Consider the following 14,210-nt stretch of genomic DNA (forward strand, 5'->3'; position numbering starts at 1 on the left):
CCGCCTATTGACAGGGAGAAAAAGGAAGAGTACCATCATGTTAACGAAATGATATTAACAAAATGATATTAACAAAAAGTGATAAACAATCTTGTGGCATCCTCATCAAACATGTGCCAGTGGAGGCGAAAACCAAGTGAATGATTCACCGGTCACCAATAAAGATGGAATGACAGAAAAACAATTTTTGCAAAGCTATGATGCGAGCCGATTTGCCAGGCCGTCTGTCACTGTCGATATGCTCATTTTTACCGTCGCGGATGAGCAGGAGGCGAACTACCGCAAGCTGTCTCCAAAGTCGCTGCAGATTCTGCTTGTGAAGCGGGCCGATCACCCTTTCATGGGGCAATGGGCCTTGCCGGGAGGCTTTGTCTCACCGGAGGAAAGCCTGGAGGAAGCGGCGATGCGCGAGCTGCAGATGGAGACCAACATCGACAATATTTATCTGGAGCAGCTATACACGTGGGGAGATGTAAACAGGGATCCGCGCACACGTGTCATAAGTGCTTCCTACATGGCGCTCGTCGACAGCGAATCACTGGAAGTAAAAGCTGGAGAAGATGCAGATGATGCCAGATGGTTCCGCCTCGAGGACAAATGGCTGCGCGAGAACAAGATCGCTACCCAAGATGGAACCATCACAGAGAAGTGGGTACAGCTGCGCTTTTGGAATGAAGCGGAGGAGCTGTCGGCGACCGTAAAGATCACACGAACGGTGGCAGGCCGCACGGTTCGGGAAGAGCGTGAAATCGTTGAGACGAATCATATCGCGTTTGATCACGCCAAAATCATCCAATACGCGCTGGAGCGCCTGCGAAACAAAATCGAGTATACCGACATCGCTTTTGCCCTCATGCCGGAACTGTTTACGTTGACAGAGCTGCAGCAAGTGTATGAAGTGATTTTGGGCAAGGAGCTGCTGGCTGCCGCTTTCCGCAGAAAGGTGGCAGACAAGGTGATGGAGACGAATCACTATCGCAAGCACGCAGGTCATCGGCCATCAAAGTATTACCGTTTCAATCCGGATTGGACAGATAACGCGTAAGCTTACCTAGGGAAGACTATTTTTGCCCGGCAGGATAACCTGAGGGCACTTCGGGAGAGATTTGTGTGATGACAAAATGGACCGCTTACTTTGCTGACTGGACTTGGTTTGAGAGACTGTGGCTGTTCGCATTTACAGCCGTCACCATCTATCTGTACTTCGCCCTGGATGATACGTTGATCGGGCTATTCGCTTCCTTGACCGGAATGCTCAGTGTCGTTCTGGTTGCAAAAGGAAAAACCTGGAATTACTACCCGGGTATCGTCAATGTTGTGCTGTACGCATTTGTAGCCTATGGACAAAAGTATTACGGTGAAGTGATGCTGAATCTTTTGTACTTTTTACCCATGCAGTTTATCGGGCTGTTCATGTGGAGAAAGAACGGGGTGTCGCAAGAAAAACAAAATGACGTGAAGGTCGCTGTGATGACGAACCGCGCCCGCATCTACTGGAGCCTGCTCTGTCTCGCGGTAACCATCGCCTATGCTTGGGTGCTCAAAGCGATGGGAGGCGCGCTTCCATTCATCGACTCATTGACCGCTGTCCTTTCGATCGTGGCGATGATCTTTATGGTAAAGCGTTACGTAGAGCAATGGGTCGTCTGGATCATCATCGATGTGCTCACCATCTACATGTGGGTGGTTGCCTTTATGGGTGACGGGAATGACGTTTCCATCCTCGTCATGTGGATCGCCTACCTGGTGAATGCCATCTACGGCTGGTTGAATTGGAGAGCGCAATACCGCATACAAAAGGAGGAGCAGGCATGGGTACGGTAGGTTTCATTGGCGGGAAATTTCTGCCGCTTCATCTCGGGCATGTCCATGCGATCACACAGGCAGCGTGCTTCTGCGACGAACTGTATGTCATCCTTTCGCATAGCCAGATTCGCGATCGCAAGCTTTGTCAGGCAGCGGGGATACAGGAAATGCCGTATGAGGTACGTCTGCGCTGGCTGTCTGGACTGGTGAAAGATATGGAGAATGTACGCGTGCTGGCCGTAGAAGATACGGCTGACAGCGACGAGCATTACGACTGGGCAGCGGGAGCGGCTGATATTCGGCGAGTAATCGGCAAGCCGATCGACTTCCTCTTCAGCTCGGAAATTGCTTACGAGCCGATATTCAATAAGCTGTACCCGGAGGCGAAGCACATCATCATCGATGCTTTCCGCAAGCAAGTGCCTATTTCCGCGACCCGCATCCGGGAAGATGGCGTGTTTGCCCATTGGGAGTACATCCCTGCGATTGTCCGTCCGACTTTTGTCAAAAAAGTGGTGGTGGTCGGGACGGAAAGCTGCGGAAAATCGACGTTGACCCGTTACCTGGCGAAGATGTACAACACCGTCTTTGTGGAAGAGTACGGGCGAACCGTCTGCGAGGAAGTGGGCGGGTGCGAGACGATTCTGACCGAGGAATACTATCCGTACATCGCCTACGGCCACAAGATGAAAGAATACGAAGCGATCCAGCAGGCAAACAAAGTATTGTTCATCGACACGGAAGCGATTGTGACGCAGTTTTATTCGGAGCTGTACACGGGACGCACGTTTCCTGTGCTCGATCAGGTGGCCAGGGAGCAGCAGTACGATCTCTGGCTCTATCTGGAACCCGATGTGCCATGGGTTGACGATGGCTTGCGGGTGCATGGGGAAAATCGGATTCGTCAGGAAAATGATGAAAAACTGAGGAAGATGCTCGATGATCGGGGGATTCCGTACGTGACAATCGCAGGCAGTTATCAGGACCGCTTGCGACAAGCGATGATGCATGTGGATGCGCTGCTTCGGAAGACTTCCCAGTCGCCGCAAATTCAGCTAGACTAGAGCAACAAACCTATCAAACATGTGGAAGGGAGCTGCTTTTTGGATGCACATCATCTCGCAACCTGTAACACCGCTGTCTCTCAAAGAGTGGGCGGTCGCCGTCAAAGCGCTGGGAGAAGGACACCAGATCATTACGATTCGCAAGGGCGGCCTCTATGAAGAAACGCGTGAATTCAGGCTGGAAAACGACCAGTTTTACCTCTATCCGACTTATGAGCATCAAAAGCTGGAGATGGTGAAGCCAGAGTATCATCCTTTGCTTGCAGCTACTCAAGCTGGGTGGACACCGGAAAAGCAAACGGTCGAGATTTCTTACTTTGCTGAAGTGACAGACGATGTCGAGCTCATGGACGAAGAAAAGCTCCGTGCCCTCTCTCCGTACCATATTTGGACGGACAATTTTGCAGATGTGCGCCTGCACTGGAAGAAGCAAAAGCCTCTCCATATCTTGTTTGCGCGGGTCTACCGTCTGGAGCAGCCGGTCGAGATTCAGATTGAAGAGGCGTACAAAGGGTGCAAATCGTGGCATGACCTGCTGCACACCATACCGGGGCAGTCATTCGAGCCGGTGCTGACTGATGCCTCGTATGCTCAGAAAAAAGAGGAAATCCTGAACATTTTGAACCGATGAAGAAAGGATCATCACATAGAGAGCGTGGAGGGAATCGAATGATGAAAGCCATCGTGGTAACGGAGTTTGGCGGACCGGAGCACATGAAGCTCGTGGATATGGACATCCCGCAGCCTGAGCCGAGGCAGGTCTTGATCCGCGTGGAGCGGACCAGCGTCAATTTTGCCGACATCAAGTCACGCTACGGAAAAAAAGGAGGAGGCTCGCTCCCGTTCATACCCGGACTGGATGCGGCTGGCGTCATCGAGCAGGTAGGCTCTGAGGTGAAGCGCTTCCGACCGGGACAGCGGGTGATTGCCTTCCCAGCAAACGGGACCTATGCGCAGTATGTCGTGGCGAGTGAAGACTTGACGTTCGCGATTCCAGACAGCATGGATTTTGATACGGCAGCGGCAAGCCCGGTTGTTTCCTTCACTTCCTATAAGCTGCTTGCAGATGTAGCCCGGCTCGTTCCCGGCGAAACCGTATTGATTCACGCGGCAGCAGGTGGAATCGGCACGACAGCGATCCAGCTGGCAAAGCTGCTCGGAGCAGGCAAAGTCATCGGAACAGTGGGGAATGTGAGCAAAGCGGCGATCGCGCTGGAAGCAGGTGCGGATCACGTCATCTGCAACGACACCGAGGATTTTGCTGCCAAGGTGAATGAGCTGACGGATGGAGCGGGAGCGGACGTGATTTTGGATTCCATTTCCGGACCGGCATCCGAGAGAAGCATGGAATGCCTGGCATGGTACGGACGTCTCGTGCATTTTGGAAATGCAGGTGGGGAAGTCGGCAGGATCAGGACGGTTGATCTGCATGCAAGCTGCCGGTCCGTTCTCGGCTTCAGCTTTGGAACCACCCGAAACAAGCGGCCGCAGCTTTTGCAGGACACAGCGGAAAAAGTGTTCCAGTACTTGGCGGATGGCAGCCTGACGATCAAGATCGGCCGCCGCTTCGATCTGGAGGACGCAGCAAGTGCACATGCATGGGTGGAAAGCAGACAGAGCACGGGGAAAGTCCTGCTTGATGTGAGGAAGTAGGATTCGAGTGGGAGAATGTTAGTGTAAAGCTCTCGTCCTTGAGGCGAGAGCTTTTTTGCTATCCAGCCTCTTTTTCTCTCACACTCAAAAAAACGCCCAAAATGACAATGATTCCGCCGAGCAAATCGAATATACGTAATCCTTCATGAAGGAACACGGTTGAAAAAAGTACGCCGAAAATGGGACCGAGGTTCATTAGAGCTACCGCTGTACTAGAACTGAGGGTGCGCAATCCATAGTTATAGAGCATAAAGGCTGCAACAGAGCAAAAAATTCCGAGGTAGAGGAATCCGCATCTTGCCTCAATGGGCCGATGCGGCTTCCTTTTATTCAGGCACTCCCATGCGATTTTCCGTGAATAAAAGTGTTTTCCCATGTTGACTTCTCTAACTGTACGAATTATGATTACAGTACTCTTCTGGAGGAGGAAGTCGATGAAGTGAATAGTGAATTTACGATAGCTGTTCACAGCCTGGCCTTATTGGCGAACCTCCCTGACCATATGGCGAGCAGTGAACACATTGCGAAAAATGTATGTACGAATCCGGCACGAATCCGAAAGATCATGAGTAATCTGCGAAAGCATGGCTTTGTACGGACAAAGGAGGGGATCGGTGGCGGCTACATCCTGGATGCTGATCCGCAGGAAGTCAACCTTGCCCAAATTTACCGGGCCGTCTCGAGTGGGACGCTGAAGCCGCACTGGTGCACAGGAGACCCGCAGGACGCGTGTGTCGTCTCTTCCAAGATGCACTGTGTGATGGATCAAATCTTTAATGAAGCCGAGGTACATTACACGAAGTACCTGGAGGGAATCACGATTCAGTCCGTGCTAGATCGAATTAAGCAGCCGTAACAGCTGAAGCTTTCATGTCATACCCAAACTGTAACTTTTCTAAATACACGTAAGGTGGTGCAATAGGATGAATCGAGAAGAACGATTGGCAGTAGGCGAATGGGTTCGAGGCAAGACCAAAGAGGGGGAGCTGATCCACGGATTTGTGGAGAGTATCGATTCAGCAGGGAGTACCGTTCATGTGTATGTGGTAAATTGCGATAACGACATGACGGTGGGCAAAGTAGTCGCCACTCGCGCCAGCTGGGTCGAGGCCATGGCTGAGTCCTCCGGCTATGAAGAGGGGCAGCTGTACGATCTGATGGATCTCGCGTTGTCTACCAAGGATGAGGAGTGGTTCAGGGAGCTGCTCGCTGCGTCGAAGGGATTACCAAAGGAAGCGCCATCGAAAGAAAGAAGAATGGCAGAAAAGCGCCATGTTCGCAACCGCTTGGGAACATCTGCTATTTGGGAATAACGGTTGATACCGTAAGATGTGTAGGGGGAAAAAAGATGACGACAGCAGCACACAATCCGTGGTTTGAAAAAGGCATGACGTTTGAGCAGTACGTGGAGGCCATGAAGGTAAATCGCGAAGAGCTGACGCGCGTGTATGAGCAGGTGGAGTTTTCGGCGGAGGATCTGGCGGTGTGGAAGGATGTCGCACAGCGCAACTGGAGAGGGATTGTCCTCACGGCAGATTGGTGCGGGGATGCAGCCCTGAATGTGCCGATCGTCCAAAAAATTGCGGAACAAAGCAATGTCGAGCTGCGCTACCTGATTCGGGATGAAAATCTCGAACTGATGGATCAGTATTTGACAAATGGAACATCGCGTGCGATTCCGATCTTCATCTTCATCAATGAAGCGGGAGAGAAGACAGCTGTATGGGGACCTCGTTCGCCAGAAGTGCAGGAGCTGATTACCTCTTTGCGCAGCCAGCTGCCTGCCCCGGACGCTCCGGATTTTGAAGAAAAGCAAAAGAATGTCTATCGCGACTTCAAACAGCAAATCACGACGGATCCTGCCATTTGGCGAACCGTGATCAACAGTGTGAAAGCTGCGCTCCAGGGATAAAGAGAATCGAATAGAGACAAATAAACAATGGATAGGACTGGATAAAATAGAAATGAGAAGTGCAGAGAATCATAGGCGACCGATTCTTTTTCTGATGGTAAACATGTTCATTGCGATGTTGGGAATCGGTTTGATCATTCCCATTCTTCCCGAATTTTTGAAGGAGTTTGACGCGGGAGGCAGGACCGCGGGCTATTTGATCGCGGCGTTGGGTTTGACGCAGTTTTTGTTTTCTCCGATAGCAGGAGAATGGTCGGATAAATACGGCCGGAAGATCATGATCGTATCCGGGCTTGCTTTGTTCACCATTTCCAATCTGCTTTTTGCCATGGCGGAGCATATTTCCATGCTGTACATTTCCCGTTTGATCGGGGGAGTCGGCGCCGCAGCCATGATTCCTTCGATGCTGGCGTATGTGGCAGACATCACGACGGAAGAAAAACGCGGAAAAGGCTTGGGCCTGCTCGGAGCGGCTATGTCGCTTGGCTTTGTGATTGGGCCTGGGATTGGCGGTTTTCTCGCCGAGCTCGGACTGCGGATGCCGTTGTACGTATCTGCTGGCGTAGGGGCACTGGCGACCATAGGCTCTTTGCTGTTCCTGCCCGAATCGCTTTCCAAGGAAGCGCAGATGGCGTCGCGGAATGCGAAGGAAAAGAAGGAGAGCATCTTTGTCCAGCTGGGCAAGTCGGTCAAAGCTCCCTATTTCATCATGCTGATCCTGATCTTTACGATGACCTTTGGGCTCGCCAATTTTGAAGCGATCTTCCCGCTGTTTGTCGATGCGAAATTCGCCTACACGGCACGTGACATCTCGATTATCATCACGGTGGGGGCGCTGGCTGGAACGATCGTACAGGCGGCGTTTATCGGAAAGCTGATCACGCGGTTCGGTGAGAAGAATCTGATCAACTGGACGTTCTTCTTCTCGGCGGTTTCCATGGTGCTGATGCTACTGTCAGGAAACTTCTGGTATATGCTCGTGCTGACCGTGATCTTCTTTACACTCACGTCCATCATGCGCCCTGCGATCAACACGCTCATCTCCAAGAAAGCGGGAGACGAGCAAGGCTTTGTGGCGGGAATGAACAATGCCTACATGAGTCTGGGCAACATCTTCGGTCCGGCCGCAGCGGGTACGCTGTACGATGTGCATTTGAATGCCCCTTATCTGGTCGGTGCGATTATTTTGATCGTCAGCCTGTTCCTTTCGAGAAGGGAAGGAAGCAGGAAAATCAAGCCCATCGCGGCTGAGTCCTGATCGGGAAACGGATTCGTTTGTTCTGATGAACGACGGATCCGTTTTTTTTTTGCGTGCACGAAAAAATGCCCGCCAACTGCGTGCGGAACAGCTGGCGGGAAGAATATTACGGTTTGGGCGTTTCCTTTATTGGGCCCTGATGCGCCTGCAAATACTCCAGGGCATGGTAGATGAGCTCGGCAGCATCTGCGCGAGTCATTTCTTCCTTTGGATGAAGCTTGCGGTCGGCATCCAGCTCTACGATCCCAAGGACAATCGCACGTTGGATGGCGCCTTGGTATTCGACAGTGAGCTCGCTCATGTCGGCGAATTCAACAGGGGCAATTTTGATCATGGGAAGATGATGCTGCAATTCCATGGCAATCATGAGCTGATGGATGAATTCTTCCCGTGTCCAGGCTTTGTCCGGATCAAAATCTGCAGGCAGCTCCAACCCGTTTTGGATCGCGATCTGCACGACGTCGGCATACCATTCGTCCGGATCGACTTGTGGAGCTGGTCCCCCTGCTTTTTCGGGATCCGCCTGCAGGTTCAATGTGTTTACAATCAGCTGAATGCCTTGGGCGGCTGTCATGATGGCTTCCGGCATGTAGCGATTGCCATCTACCCCATGTACATAGCCCTTTTCCTGCAGCGCTATAATTTTATCTTTCGCTGCTACTTGGTTCAAATCGGTAAAAGGTGTCGATGCAGCAAAGCTGGATTGACCAAAGGACAGTGTGAGCATAGCTACGATCGGCAGAGCCAGGAGATTGCGTGCTTTCATTTAGGAGCCACCTCGTCTCAAGTTGTTGGTTGATTCGTATATGGGACGAGATTCTGCTCCATCCGTTTCACGGTCCAGCACATTGACTACTGCCCTTCTTTCTTGGGCTGCCCTTTTACCAGATGTGGCTTGGCAGGAGGGATGTCTTCGTCAGGGTCCTCCTCCACAAAGCGCCTGAGGGCTTGCATCTTGTTCTCCCAGAACCGTTCGTAGTGCGAGAGCCAGTCCTTCAGCTCAATCAAAGGCTCCGGCTGCATGCGGTATCTCGTCTCGCGCCCTACCTTTTGCTCTCTGACCAGACCTGCTTCCGACAACACTCGGAGATGCTTGGAAACGGCGGTGCGGCTCATGGGAAAATGTCCGCTGATCACCGTGACTGACATTTCCTGCTGGGCTAGCAAATGCAGCAGCTGGCGGCGAGTAGGATCCGCGATGGCCTGAAAGACATCATGCTTGGCGGCAGATGAGCTCATTATTGCTCCACGTACCCACGAAGTCTAGGCAGTACGGCAGAGTCCCAGCCTTGATTCATGCGGTCTCTGACAACAGCATGGGTTTCGCCCACTTCTGTGACCGTGTCTTCTCTCCAGCCAGAGTGGATCAATGTGAATTCTGTTTTCCCATCGAGGTCTTTCAAAGCAAAGGTAACGACCCAGTCCTTGCCCCAGGAAAACACGAGGCGGTTTGGTGGATCGAGTTCTTTTACCATGCATGGTGAATCTCCGTAGGGGGAGAAAATGGTGAAGGCTTGTCCTTCAATCGCTTGAAAATTGTTCGGCATCAGCCAGGCAGCAATGCCTTCTGCAGTCGAAACAGCCTGCCATACTTTTTGCAAAGGCGCTTCAAAAACCATCGTTTTGACAATATCAGGCAGTGTTCCGTTGGTGTGGTTGGACATGGGTGACCTCCGTTAGGATACATAGTGGAATTTGCAAAAGCGAAACCAAAACGTTTCGTGTTCATTATAGGAAACCAATTGGTTTCGCGTCAAGCGGTTTTCGTTTACCTGATGGCCTCGGCACCGTTACAATAGGAAGAAAGAGAAAAGGGAAGGAGAGGATCACTTGTTTACTTTTTCCACTCTCAGCACATTTATTATCATCGTCATCGGCTTGTTTTTGATACCCGGGCCCGCCGTTCTGTTGACGGCCACCCGCACCGTTCAGGGCGGACGCAAGGCAGGCATCATGGCTGGTCTGGGCATTGCAACAGGGGATTTTATTCATACATTATTTGCCGCGATCGGGCTGTCTGCCGTTTTGATGACCTCCGCGACTGCCTTTCAGGTCGTCAAGTTTGCCGGGGCAGCGTATTTGCTGTACCTGGGGGTTCGTTCGATTCTGGAAAAGCCTTCGGACCCTACGATGCCGCAGGTAGCCCCCATGTCCAATCTGCGCATGTACAGTCAAGCCATCTTGATTGAGGTGTTAAACCCGAAAACGGCGCTGTTTTTCCTGGCGTTTTTGCCGCAGTTTGTTCATCCGGAAAACGGAGCGGCTTTCCTTCAATTTTTGGCGCTTGGCTTGCTTTTCGTCACTTTGAGCATCCTGTACACCTCCCTGATTGCCGTGAGCGTCCGTCACCTCGGCAAGCTGGTCAAAAGTACTCCGTGGATGGGCCGCTGGGGTGGGAAAATGGTAGGAGCCATTTATATCGGCCTGGGGCTGAAGGTGGCGTTCCAGAGCCGGTGACCGCATGGATGATTTCCTAGATGGAAGGTGAGTAGATGAACAAGAGGTTTCAAGACGTGATATCTTCGCCAGAGCAATTTGAAAAGCTGCGTTCGGTATACGGCTATCCAGGTGAGCGGGCCGCGAGGAAGGTCATTTCTCACCTCGATCAGCATTGCCGAGAGTTCATTTCCAAGTCTCCGTTTGTATCGATGGCAACCTCCAATGCGGACGGACAATGCGATGTATCGCCAAGGGGAGACCAGCCAGGATTTGTGCTTGTCCTCGATGACCATCACTTGTTTATTCCGGAGCGACCGGGAAACCGGAGATTTGATTCCATTCAGAACATTCTCTCCAATCCGCAGGTAGGTCTCCTGTTTTTGATTCCGGGTCTAGGGGAGACGCTGCGGATTAATGGAAAGGCGTATGTCTGCCGGGACCAGGAGCTTCTCGAAAAAACGGCTGTGAATGGACGGCTTCCTTTGTTTGGCGTTGGGGTTGAGGTAGAAGAGTGCTACGCCCACTGCGCCAAAGCCATCATCCGCTCGGGGCTGTGGAGGTCAGACTCATGGCTGGCTGAAGATCTGCTGCCCTCCATGCCGCAAATGTACGTGGATCACTGCAAGATCCCTGCGATGACGGCGGAGCAGGTGGCATCGGAATTACAGGAGAGCTATAAGAATCGGTTGTATTGAATTTCGAGAGGCCTGTTATGAAAGTCATTGGATTATCCTCGGGAAAAGAATTGCGGATACGCCAGGGAGAAGCATCCGATGCGCATGCCTTTGCAGACTTCCTGCACCAGATCGCGGGAGAATCGGATAACCTGACCTTTGGACCCAATGAGGTAAACGTAAAGCCGGATGAGCAAAAATAGACGATTCAAAAGATGAATGAGGCACCGAACCAGCTCTTTCTCGTGGCAGAAGTAGAAGGAACGCTGGTGGGGAACCTGACGTTCCGGGGAGGTGCTCGCGCAAGAACGCAGCACGCGGGCGAGTTTGGAGTGAGCGTCTTAAAAGACTTCTGGGGGTATGGGATTGGGAGAGCTTTGATCGAATCTCTGCTGGGCTGGGCGAAGGATTCCGCGGTCGTCCGCAAGATCAACCTGCGCGTCCGGTCTGACAATGCTTCGGCGATTCATTTGTATAAAAAACTGGGCTTCAAAGAAGAAGGGGTATTCACCCGCGAGTTTTTGATTGACGGTGTTTTCTACGATTGCATATTGATGGGGATCGATATTGATTGAGGAGCGTTTCATACCCAGCCGACTTCAAATTTTGAGGTCGGCTTTTTTTCTTTGTTAATACATCTCGGCGTTTTACGTATTAGCTAGTGTCAGACATAAAAACAAATTGCGCAATTTGTTGATGAAGATGAAAAGGAGGAAAAAGATGGAGATCGTCCAGGCACCTGCGGGTTTCTGTCAAAGCCAGCAAAGCGACACGCAGGACAGACTCCTGTCGTCCGAGAGGTTTACGCAAATTTATGACGCCTACTATACACGTGTCTATAAATATATTTGCTATCGAATCAACAACCACCACGCGGCAGAAGAAATATGCAGCCATGTCTTTGAAATGGTCATATCCAAATACAGCAGCTTTTCACCGGAAAAATCGAATTTTGAAGTGTGGCTCTTCGCCATTGCGAGAAATGCCGTGACGGATTACTTTCGGTCGCTCAAGAAAAAGAGAGCAGTCTTTTCACTCGACAGTATCCTGGATATGGTCCTGGCCAAGCCATCACCGGAAGAATGGGTCATCCAGGGCGACGACAACCATGCTTTGTTTACGGCTCTCGCCAAGCTGAGCGATAAAGAACGGAACATCATTGCCATGAAATTCGCTGCAGGTCTCAAAAATTCGGAAATTGCGGCTTTGCTCGGGGTAAGTGGCTCCAATATCGGAGTGGTGCTCCACCGCAGTCTGAAAAAGCTGCAAAAAGAACTGGATCAAGGAGGGTTCCTCTATGACTGAGAAGCAGGATCTAGGTGAATTTCAAAAAGTGACGGACTTGCTAGAGAATGCAGAAGTCGATGGCCGCGAGCATAAAGATCGGATTTACAAGCGTCTGAAATTCAAGCTGGAAGCAGGAACGATTCACAAATTTGATGCCAAACAGGAAGAGGTTGGGATACTCATGAGAAAACAGAAATGGAAAACGATTACGGTAAGCGCTGTTGCGGTTGTCGTTCTTTGCGGGGCTTTTTCCACCACGTCTTTTGCACAAGGGATGATTCAATCGATCCTGGCGCGCTTCCAGGTGGGTAATATGGAAATCACTCAATACGATAGGGAACTGCCTGTTGAACGGCCTGTTGTTGAGAAGAACAGCGCTTCAGTTACTCAGAAGGAAGAAGCAGCAGTGGGCCCGGCGCCAGTTTCTCCCGATACCCCGGAACACGCGCGAAGAGGAGTTGCCCCCAAAAAATTGACGGTGGAAGAGGCGCGTTCGGCGTTGGACATGGATTTCCCTGCACCGGGATGGATGGCGGATTATCAATATGTGAACAGTGTCATCCATGGGGACAAGATGGTGGAGGTGCAGTACGCAAAGGGAGACGAAGTCATTTCCTTGTTGATCTCGACTGGTTCAAAAAACGGGATCAGCACCACGGATCAAGTCAAAATCAAAACGATTAGCGGGCATGAGGTCTATTTTGCAAATGGAATCGTGATTTGGGAGCATGAAGGATTTACCTATGAAATGTATCAAATGGCCGAGAAGGATTTTGACGATGAGACAATCGGTAAAATCATGGATTCGCTGTCCACAGAAAGCAAGTAAAGGATGGCGAGTAGGAGGTAGCGTCATTGCCGTACTGCAAGAGATGACGCTACTACTCCTGCTGCTAGGCTGGTAAACCGTTTCAACCCTGATCTGTGTCTCATACGATACAAGAATACAGGGGAGGGAATGATCCATGGCAAATAACAGAGCGCTTTGTGAGCAATTCTCGAGCATTATCGGGGGCCAGCCAAGTTTTGCTGGTGGAAAGTGTGTTTCGACCATAAGCCGAAATCAAATAAAAGCATTCATTCTAGGGAAAAAATTTCGAGTCACGTCTTCTTTTTCGTTTGAATCCATAAATCGTAAGACGGGCAGAGGGCTTTGTTTAGGCCGAGCAGCATTCTTGCAAAAAGAAGTCAATCGATTCATTTCGGCTATAAAAAAGCAAGGAATAAAGGTGACGTCAGTTCGGAACGAATGGCTTTTCGATCAGCCTCGTTTGATTTATATCAATATAGAAGCGGTCGATCAACCGCTTGCTTTCGCTCGGAAAGTCAGGAGAGCGCTGGACGAGATCAAGACATCCAGGAGCAGCAAATAGAGCGCGGCAAGGAAGCTTCTGACCAGTCAGAAGCTTTTTGATTTCCTCTTGCTCCTGCCACGGTAAATAACCAGCAGGCTAGCCTCTCCATTATGTTGCCGAATCTTCCCGCCGTTGGAGGCATACGATTATCATGATAAAATCGCATGAAAAGGATATCGGGGGTTTTATGAGACTGGCAGGACAACAAATCTATCTTCGCTTTTACAAGATTTCTGACGCCAGCGAGTTAGCTGAGTTACATGCTAGAAATCGCGAATTTTTCCAACGAGTTTCCCCATTACTCCCAGATGCCTTTTATACAGAAGAACATCAAAAGACACGCATTGAACAAGTATTGAAAAAGACAGATGAAGGGCAAGTATACGCGTTTGGAATCTTTTTAAAAGCAACGGATCAACTTATCGGAGACATTTCATTAACTCAAATTGCTAGGGGAAACGTCCAAAGCTGTACGACGGGATTTACTTTAGATAAGGAGTATAATGGAAAGGGCTATACAACAGAAGCTCTTCAACTTGTTGTAGACTTTGCTTTTAGAGAATTAAAACTACATAGAATTGAAGCAGGAGCCATGCCTGACAATCTAGCATCTATTCGTGTATTAGAAAAAGTTGGGTTTACAAAAGAAGGTATAGCGAAAGAAAATGTAAAGATTAATGGCAAATGGACAGATCATCAGATATTAGCGATCATCAACAGCTTGGATGTGTAAGCTCATACCTTCCTCTGCTGGGTCCATTC

At 50.5% G+C, this 14,210-nt stretch carries 21 protein-coding genes; 17 read left to right on the plus strand and 4 right to left on the minus strand.

The window, feature by feature from the left end:
- Positions 1–169: 169 nt before the first annotated feature.
- From JNE38_RS08295 to JNE38_RS08315, 5 genes are all read left to right on the plus strand, one after another.
- Complete coding sequence (locus JNE38_RS08295) at positions 170–1,045, plus strand: NUDIX hydrolase (RefSeq protein WP_203357462.1); 876 nt, start codon at positions 170–172, stop codon at positions 1,043–1,045.
- 68 nt (positions 1,046–1,113) lie between these two features.
- Positions 1,114–1,824 (plus strand): nicotinamide riboside transporter PnuC, encoded by a 711-nt coding sequence (gene pnuC, locus JNE38_RS08300; RefSeq protein WP_203357463.1) that lies wholly within the window; start codon positions 1,114–1,116, stop codon positions 1,822–1,824.
- Positions 1,812–2,870, plus strand: coding sequence for a multifunctional transcriptional regulator/nicotinamide-nucleotide adenylyltransferase/ribosylnicotinamide kinase NadR (gene nadR, locus JNE38_RS08305; protein WP_203356119.1), 1,059 nt, complete (start codon positions 1,812–1,814; stop codon positions 2,868–2,870). The genes pnuC and nadR overlap by 13 nt, the downstream gene beginning before the upstream one ends.
- Before the next feature lie 43 nt (positions 2,871–2,913).
- Positions 2,914–3,501 (plus strand): DUF1802 family protein, encoded by a 588-nt coding sequence (locus tag JNE38_RS08310; RefSeq protein ID WP_203356120.1) that lies wholly within the window; start codon positions 2,914–2,916, stop codon positions 3,499–3,501.
- A gap of 41 nt (positions 3,502–3,542) precedes the next feature.
- On the plus strand, positions 3,543–4,523 hold the full coding sequence (locus JNE38_RS08315; RefSeq protein ID WP_203357464.1) for a quinone oxidoreductase family protein: 981 nt from the start codon (positions 3,543–3,545) through the stop codon (positions 4,521–4,523).
- A 58-nt stretch (positions 4,524–4,581) separates the two neighbouring features.
- On the opposite strand, the gene JNE38_RS30935 is transcribed toward JNE38_RS08315, so the two are convergent.
- Complete coding sequence (locus tag JNE38_RS30935) at positions 4,582–4,899, minus strand: DMT family transporter (RefSeq protein WP_203356121.1); 318 nt, start codon at positions 4,897–4,899, stop codon at positions 4,582–4,584.
- Between the two features lie 63 nt (positions 4,900–4,962).
- On the opposite strand from JNE38_RS30935, the gene JNE38_RS08325 reads away from it, so the two are divergent.
- From JNE38_RS08325 to JNE38_RS08340, 4 genes are all read left to right on the plus strand, one after another.
- Complete coding sequence (locus JNE38_RS08325; protein ID WP_203356122.1) at positions 4,963–5,379, plus strand: RrF2 family transcriptional regulator; 417 nt, start codon at positions 4,963–4,965, stop codon at positions 5,377–5,379.
- 67 nt (positions 5,380–5,446) lie between these two features.
- Positions 5,447–5,836 carry a hypothetical protein gene (locus JNE38_RS08330; protein WP_203356123.1) on the plus strand — a complete coding sequence of 130 codons (390 nt, stop codon included), beginning with the start codon at positions 5,447–5,449 and terminating at the stop codon, positions 5,834–5,836.
- Positions 5,837–5,871: 35 nt separating this feature from the next.
- Positions 5,872–6,435 carry a thioredoxin family protein gene (locus JNE38_RS08335; protein ID WP_203356124.1) on the plus strand — a complete coding sequence of 188 codons (564 nt, stop codon included), beginning with the start codon at positions 5,872–5,874 and terminating at the stop codon, positions 6,433–6,435.
- Between the two features lie 52 nt (positions 6,436–6,487).
- Entirely contained in the window at positions 6,488–7,693 is a 1,206-nt protein-coding gene (locus JNE38_RS08340; RefSeq protein ID WP_203356125.1) for an MFS transporter, read from the plus strand.
- 106 nt (positions 7,694–7,799) lie between these two features.
- Here JNE38_RS08340 and JNE38_RS08345 read toward each other — a convergent pair whose 3' ends face one another.
- The 3 genes from JNE38_RS08345 to JNE38_RS08355 all read right to left on the minus strand — a co-directional run bounded on the left by JNE38_RS08345 (position 7,800) and on the right by JNE38_RS08355 (position 9,357).
- Entirely contained in the window at positions 7,800–8,459 is a 660-nt protein-coding gene (locus JNE38_RS08345; protein ID WP_203356126.1) for an S-layer homology domain-containing protein, read from the minus strand.
- An 86-nt stretch (positions 8,460–8,545) separates the two neighbouring features.
- Positions 8,546–8,932 (minus strand): ArsR/SmtB family transcription factor, encoded by a 387-nt coding sequence (locus tag JNE38_RS08350; RefSeq protein ID WP_203356127.1) that lies wholly within the window; start codon positions 8,930–8,932, stop codon positions 8,546–8,548.
- The gene (locus JNE38_RS08355; protein WP_203356128.1) at positions 8,932–9,357 is read right to left on the minus strand and encodes an SRPBCC family protein; all 426 of its coding nucleotides are present in this window, start codon (positions 9,355–9,357) and stop codon (positions 8,932–8,934) included. The genes JNE38_RS08350 and JNE38_RS08355 overlap by 1 nt, the downstream gene beginning before the upstream one ends.
- A 166-nt stretch (positions 9,358–9,523) precedes the next feature.
- Between JNE38_RS08355 and JNE38_RS08360 the strand changes: the two genes are divergently transcribed.
- The 8 genes from JNE38_RS08360 to JNE38_RS08395 all read left to right on the plus strand — a co-directional run bounded on the left by JNE38_RS08360 (position 9,524) and on the right by JNE38_RS08395 (position 14,181).
- Entirely contained in the window at positions 9,524–10,150 is a 627-nt protein-coding gene (locus JNE38_RS08360; protein WP_203356129.1) for a LysE family translocator, read from the plus strand.
- Positions 10,151–10,185: 35 nt separating this feature from the next.
- Entirely contained in the window at positions 10,186–10,827 is a 642-nt protein-coding gene (locus JNE38_RS08365; protein WP_203356130.1) for a pyridoxamine 5'-phosphate oxidase family protein, read from the plus strand.
- 17 nt (positions 10,828–10,844) lie between these two features.
- Positions 10,845–11,009 (plus strand): hypothetical protein, encoded by a 165-nt coding sequence (locus tag JNE38_RS08370; protein WP_203356131.1) that lies wholly within the window; start codon positions 10,845–10,847, stop codon positions 11,007–11,009.
- Between the two features lie 12 nt (positions 11,010–11,021).
- A complete protein-coding gene (locus JNE38_RS08375; RefSeq protein WP_203356132.1) occupies positions 11,022–11,381 on the plus strand; it encodes a GNAT family N-acetyltransferase in 360 nt (119 codons plus the stop codon).
- 145 nt (positions 11,382–11,526) lie between these two features.
- Positions 11,527–12,111 carry a sigma-70 family RNA polymerase sigma factor gene (locus JNE38_RS08380; RefSeq protein ID WP_203356133.1) on the plus strand — a complete coding sequence of 195 codons (585 nt, stop codon included), beginning with the start codon at positions 11,527–11,529 and terminating at the stop codon, positions 12,109–12,111.
- On the plus strand, positions 12,104–12,922 hold the full coding sequence (locus tag JNE38_RS08385; RefSeq protein ID WP_203356134.1) for a hypothetical protein: 819 nt from the start codon (positions 12,104–12,106) through the stop codon (positions 12,920–12,922). The genes JNE38_RS08380 and JNE38_RS08385 overlap by 8 nt, the downstream gene beginning before the upstream one ends.
- 136 nt (positions 12,923–13,058) lie before the next feature.
- On the plus strand, positions 13,059–13,466 hold the full coding sequence (locus JNE38_RS08390; RefSeq protein WP_203356135.1) for a DUF1259 domain-containing protein: 408 nt from the start codon (positions 13,059–13,061) through the stop codon (positions 13,464–13,466).
- Positions 13,467–13,635: 169 nt separating this feature from the next.
- Positions 13,636–14,181 (plus strand): GNAT family N-acetyltransferase, encoded by a 546-nt coding sequence (locus JNE38_RS08395; protein WP_203357465.1) that lies wholly within the window; start codon positions 13,636–13,638, stop codon positions 14,179–14,181.
- Positions 14,182–14,210: the final 29 nt, after the last annotated feature.

Source organism: Brevibacillus choshinensis, from assembly GCF_016811915.1.
Taxonomy (GTDB): Bacteria; Bacillota; Bacilli; order Brevibacillales; family Brevibacillaceae; genus Brevibacillus; species Brevibacillus choshinensis_A.

Coding starts and splice junctions, on each gene's coding strand:
- JNE38_RS08295 (WP_203357462.1), top strand. CDS start 170: ATGACAGAAAAACAATTTTTGCAAAGCTATGATGCGAGCCGATTTGCC.
- pnuC (WP_203357463.1), top strand. CDS start 1,114: ATGACAAAATGGACCGCTTACTTTGCTGACTGGACTTGGTTTGAGAGA.
- nadR (WP_203356119.1), top strand. CDS start 1,812: ATGGGTACGGTAGGTTTCATTGGCGGGAAATTTCTGCCGCTTCATCTC.
- JNE38_RS08310 (WP_203356120.1), top strand. CDS start 2,914: ATGCACATCATCTCGCAACCTGTAACACCGCTGTCTCTCAAAGAGTGG.
- JNE38_RS08315 (WP_203357464.1), top strand. CDS start 3,543: ATGAAAGCCATCGTGGTAACGGAGTTTGGCGGACCGGAGCACATGAAG.
- JNE38_RS30935 (WP_203356121.1), bottom strand. CDS start 4,899: ATGGGAAAACACTTTTATTCACGGAAAATCGCATGGGAGTGCCTGAAT.
- JNE38_RS08330 (WP_203356123.1), top strand. CDS start 5,447: ATGAATCGAGAAGAACGATTGGCAGTAGGCGAATGGGTTCGAGGCAAG.
- JNE38_RS08335 (WP_203356124.1), top strand. CDS start 5,872: ATGACGACAGCAGCACACAATCCGTGGTTTGAAAAAGGCATGACGTTT.
- JNE38_RS08340 (WP_203356125.1), top strand. CDS start 6,488: ATGAGAAGTGCAGAGAATCATAGGCGACCGATTCTTTTTCTGATGGTA.
- JNE38_RS08345 (WP_203356126.1), bottom strand. CDS start 8,459: ATGAAAGCACGCAATCTCCTGGCTCTGCCGATCGTAGCTATGCTCACA.
- JNE38_RS08350 (WP_203356127.1), bottom strand. CDS start 8,932: ATGAGCTCATCTGCCGCCAAGCATGATGTCTTTCAGGCCATCGCGGAT.
- JNE38_RS08355 (WP_203356128.1), bottom strand. CDS start 9,357: ATGTCCAACCACACCAACGGAACACTGCCTGATATTGTCAAAACGATG.
- JNE38_RS08365 (WP_203356130.1), top strand. CDS start 10,186: ATGAACAAGAGGTTTCAAGACGTGATATCTTCGCCAGAGCAATTTGAA.
- JNE38_RS08370 (WP_203356131.1), top strand. CDS start 10,845: ATGAAAGTCATTGGATTATCCTCGGGAAAAGAATTGCGGATACGCCAG.
- JNE38_RS08375 (WP_203356132.1), top strand. CDS start 11,022: ATGAATGAGGCACCGAACCAGCTCTTTCTCGTGGCAGAAGTAGAAGGA.
- JNE38_RS08380 (WP_203356133.1), top strand. CDS start 11,527: ATGGAGATCGTCCAGGCACCTGCGGGTTTCTGTCAAAGCCAGCAAAGC.
- JNE38_RS08385 (WP_203356134.1), top strand. CDS start 12,104: ATGACTGAGAAGCAGGATCTAGGTGAATTTCAAAAAGTGACGGACTTG.
- JNE38_RS08390 (WP_203356135.1), top strand. CDS start 13,059: ATGGCAAATAACAGAGCGCTTTGTGAGCAATTCTCGAGCATTATCGGG.
- JNE38_RS08395 (WP_203357465.1), top strand. CDS start 13,636: ATGAGACTGGCAGGACAACAAATCTATCTTCGCTTTTACAAGATTTCT.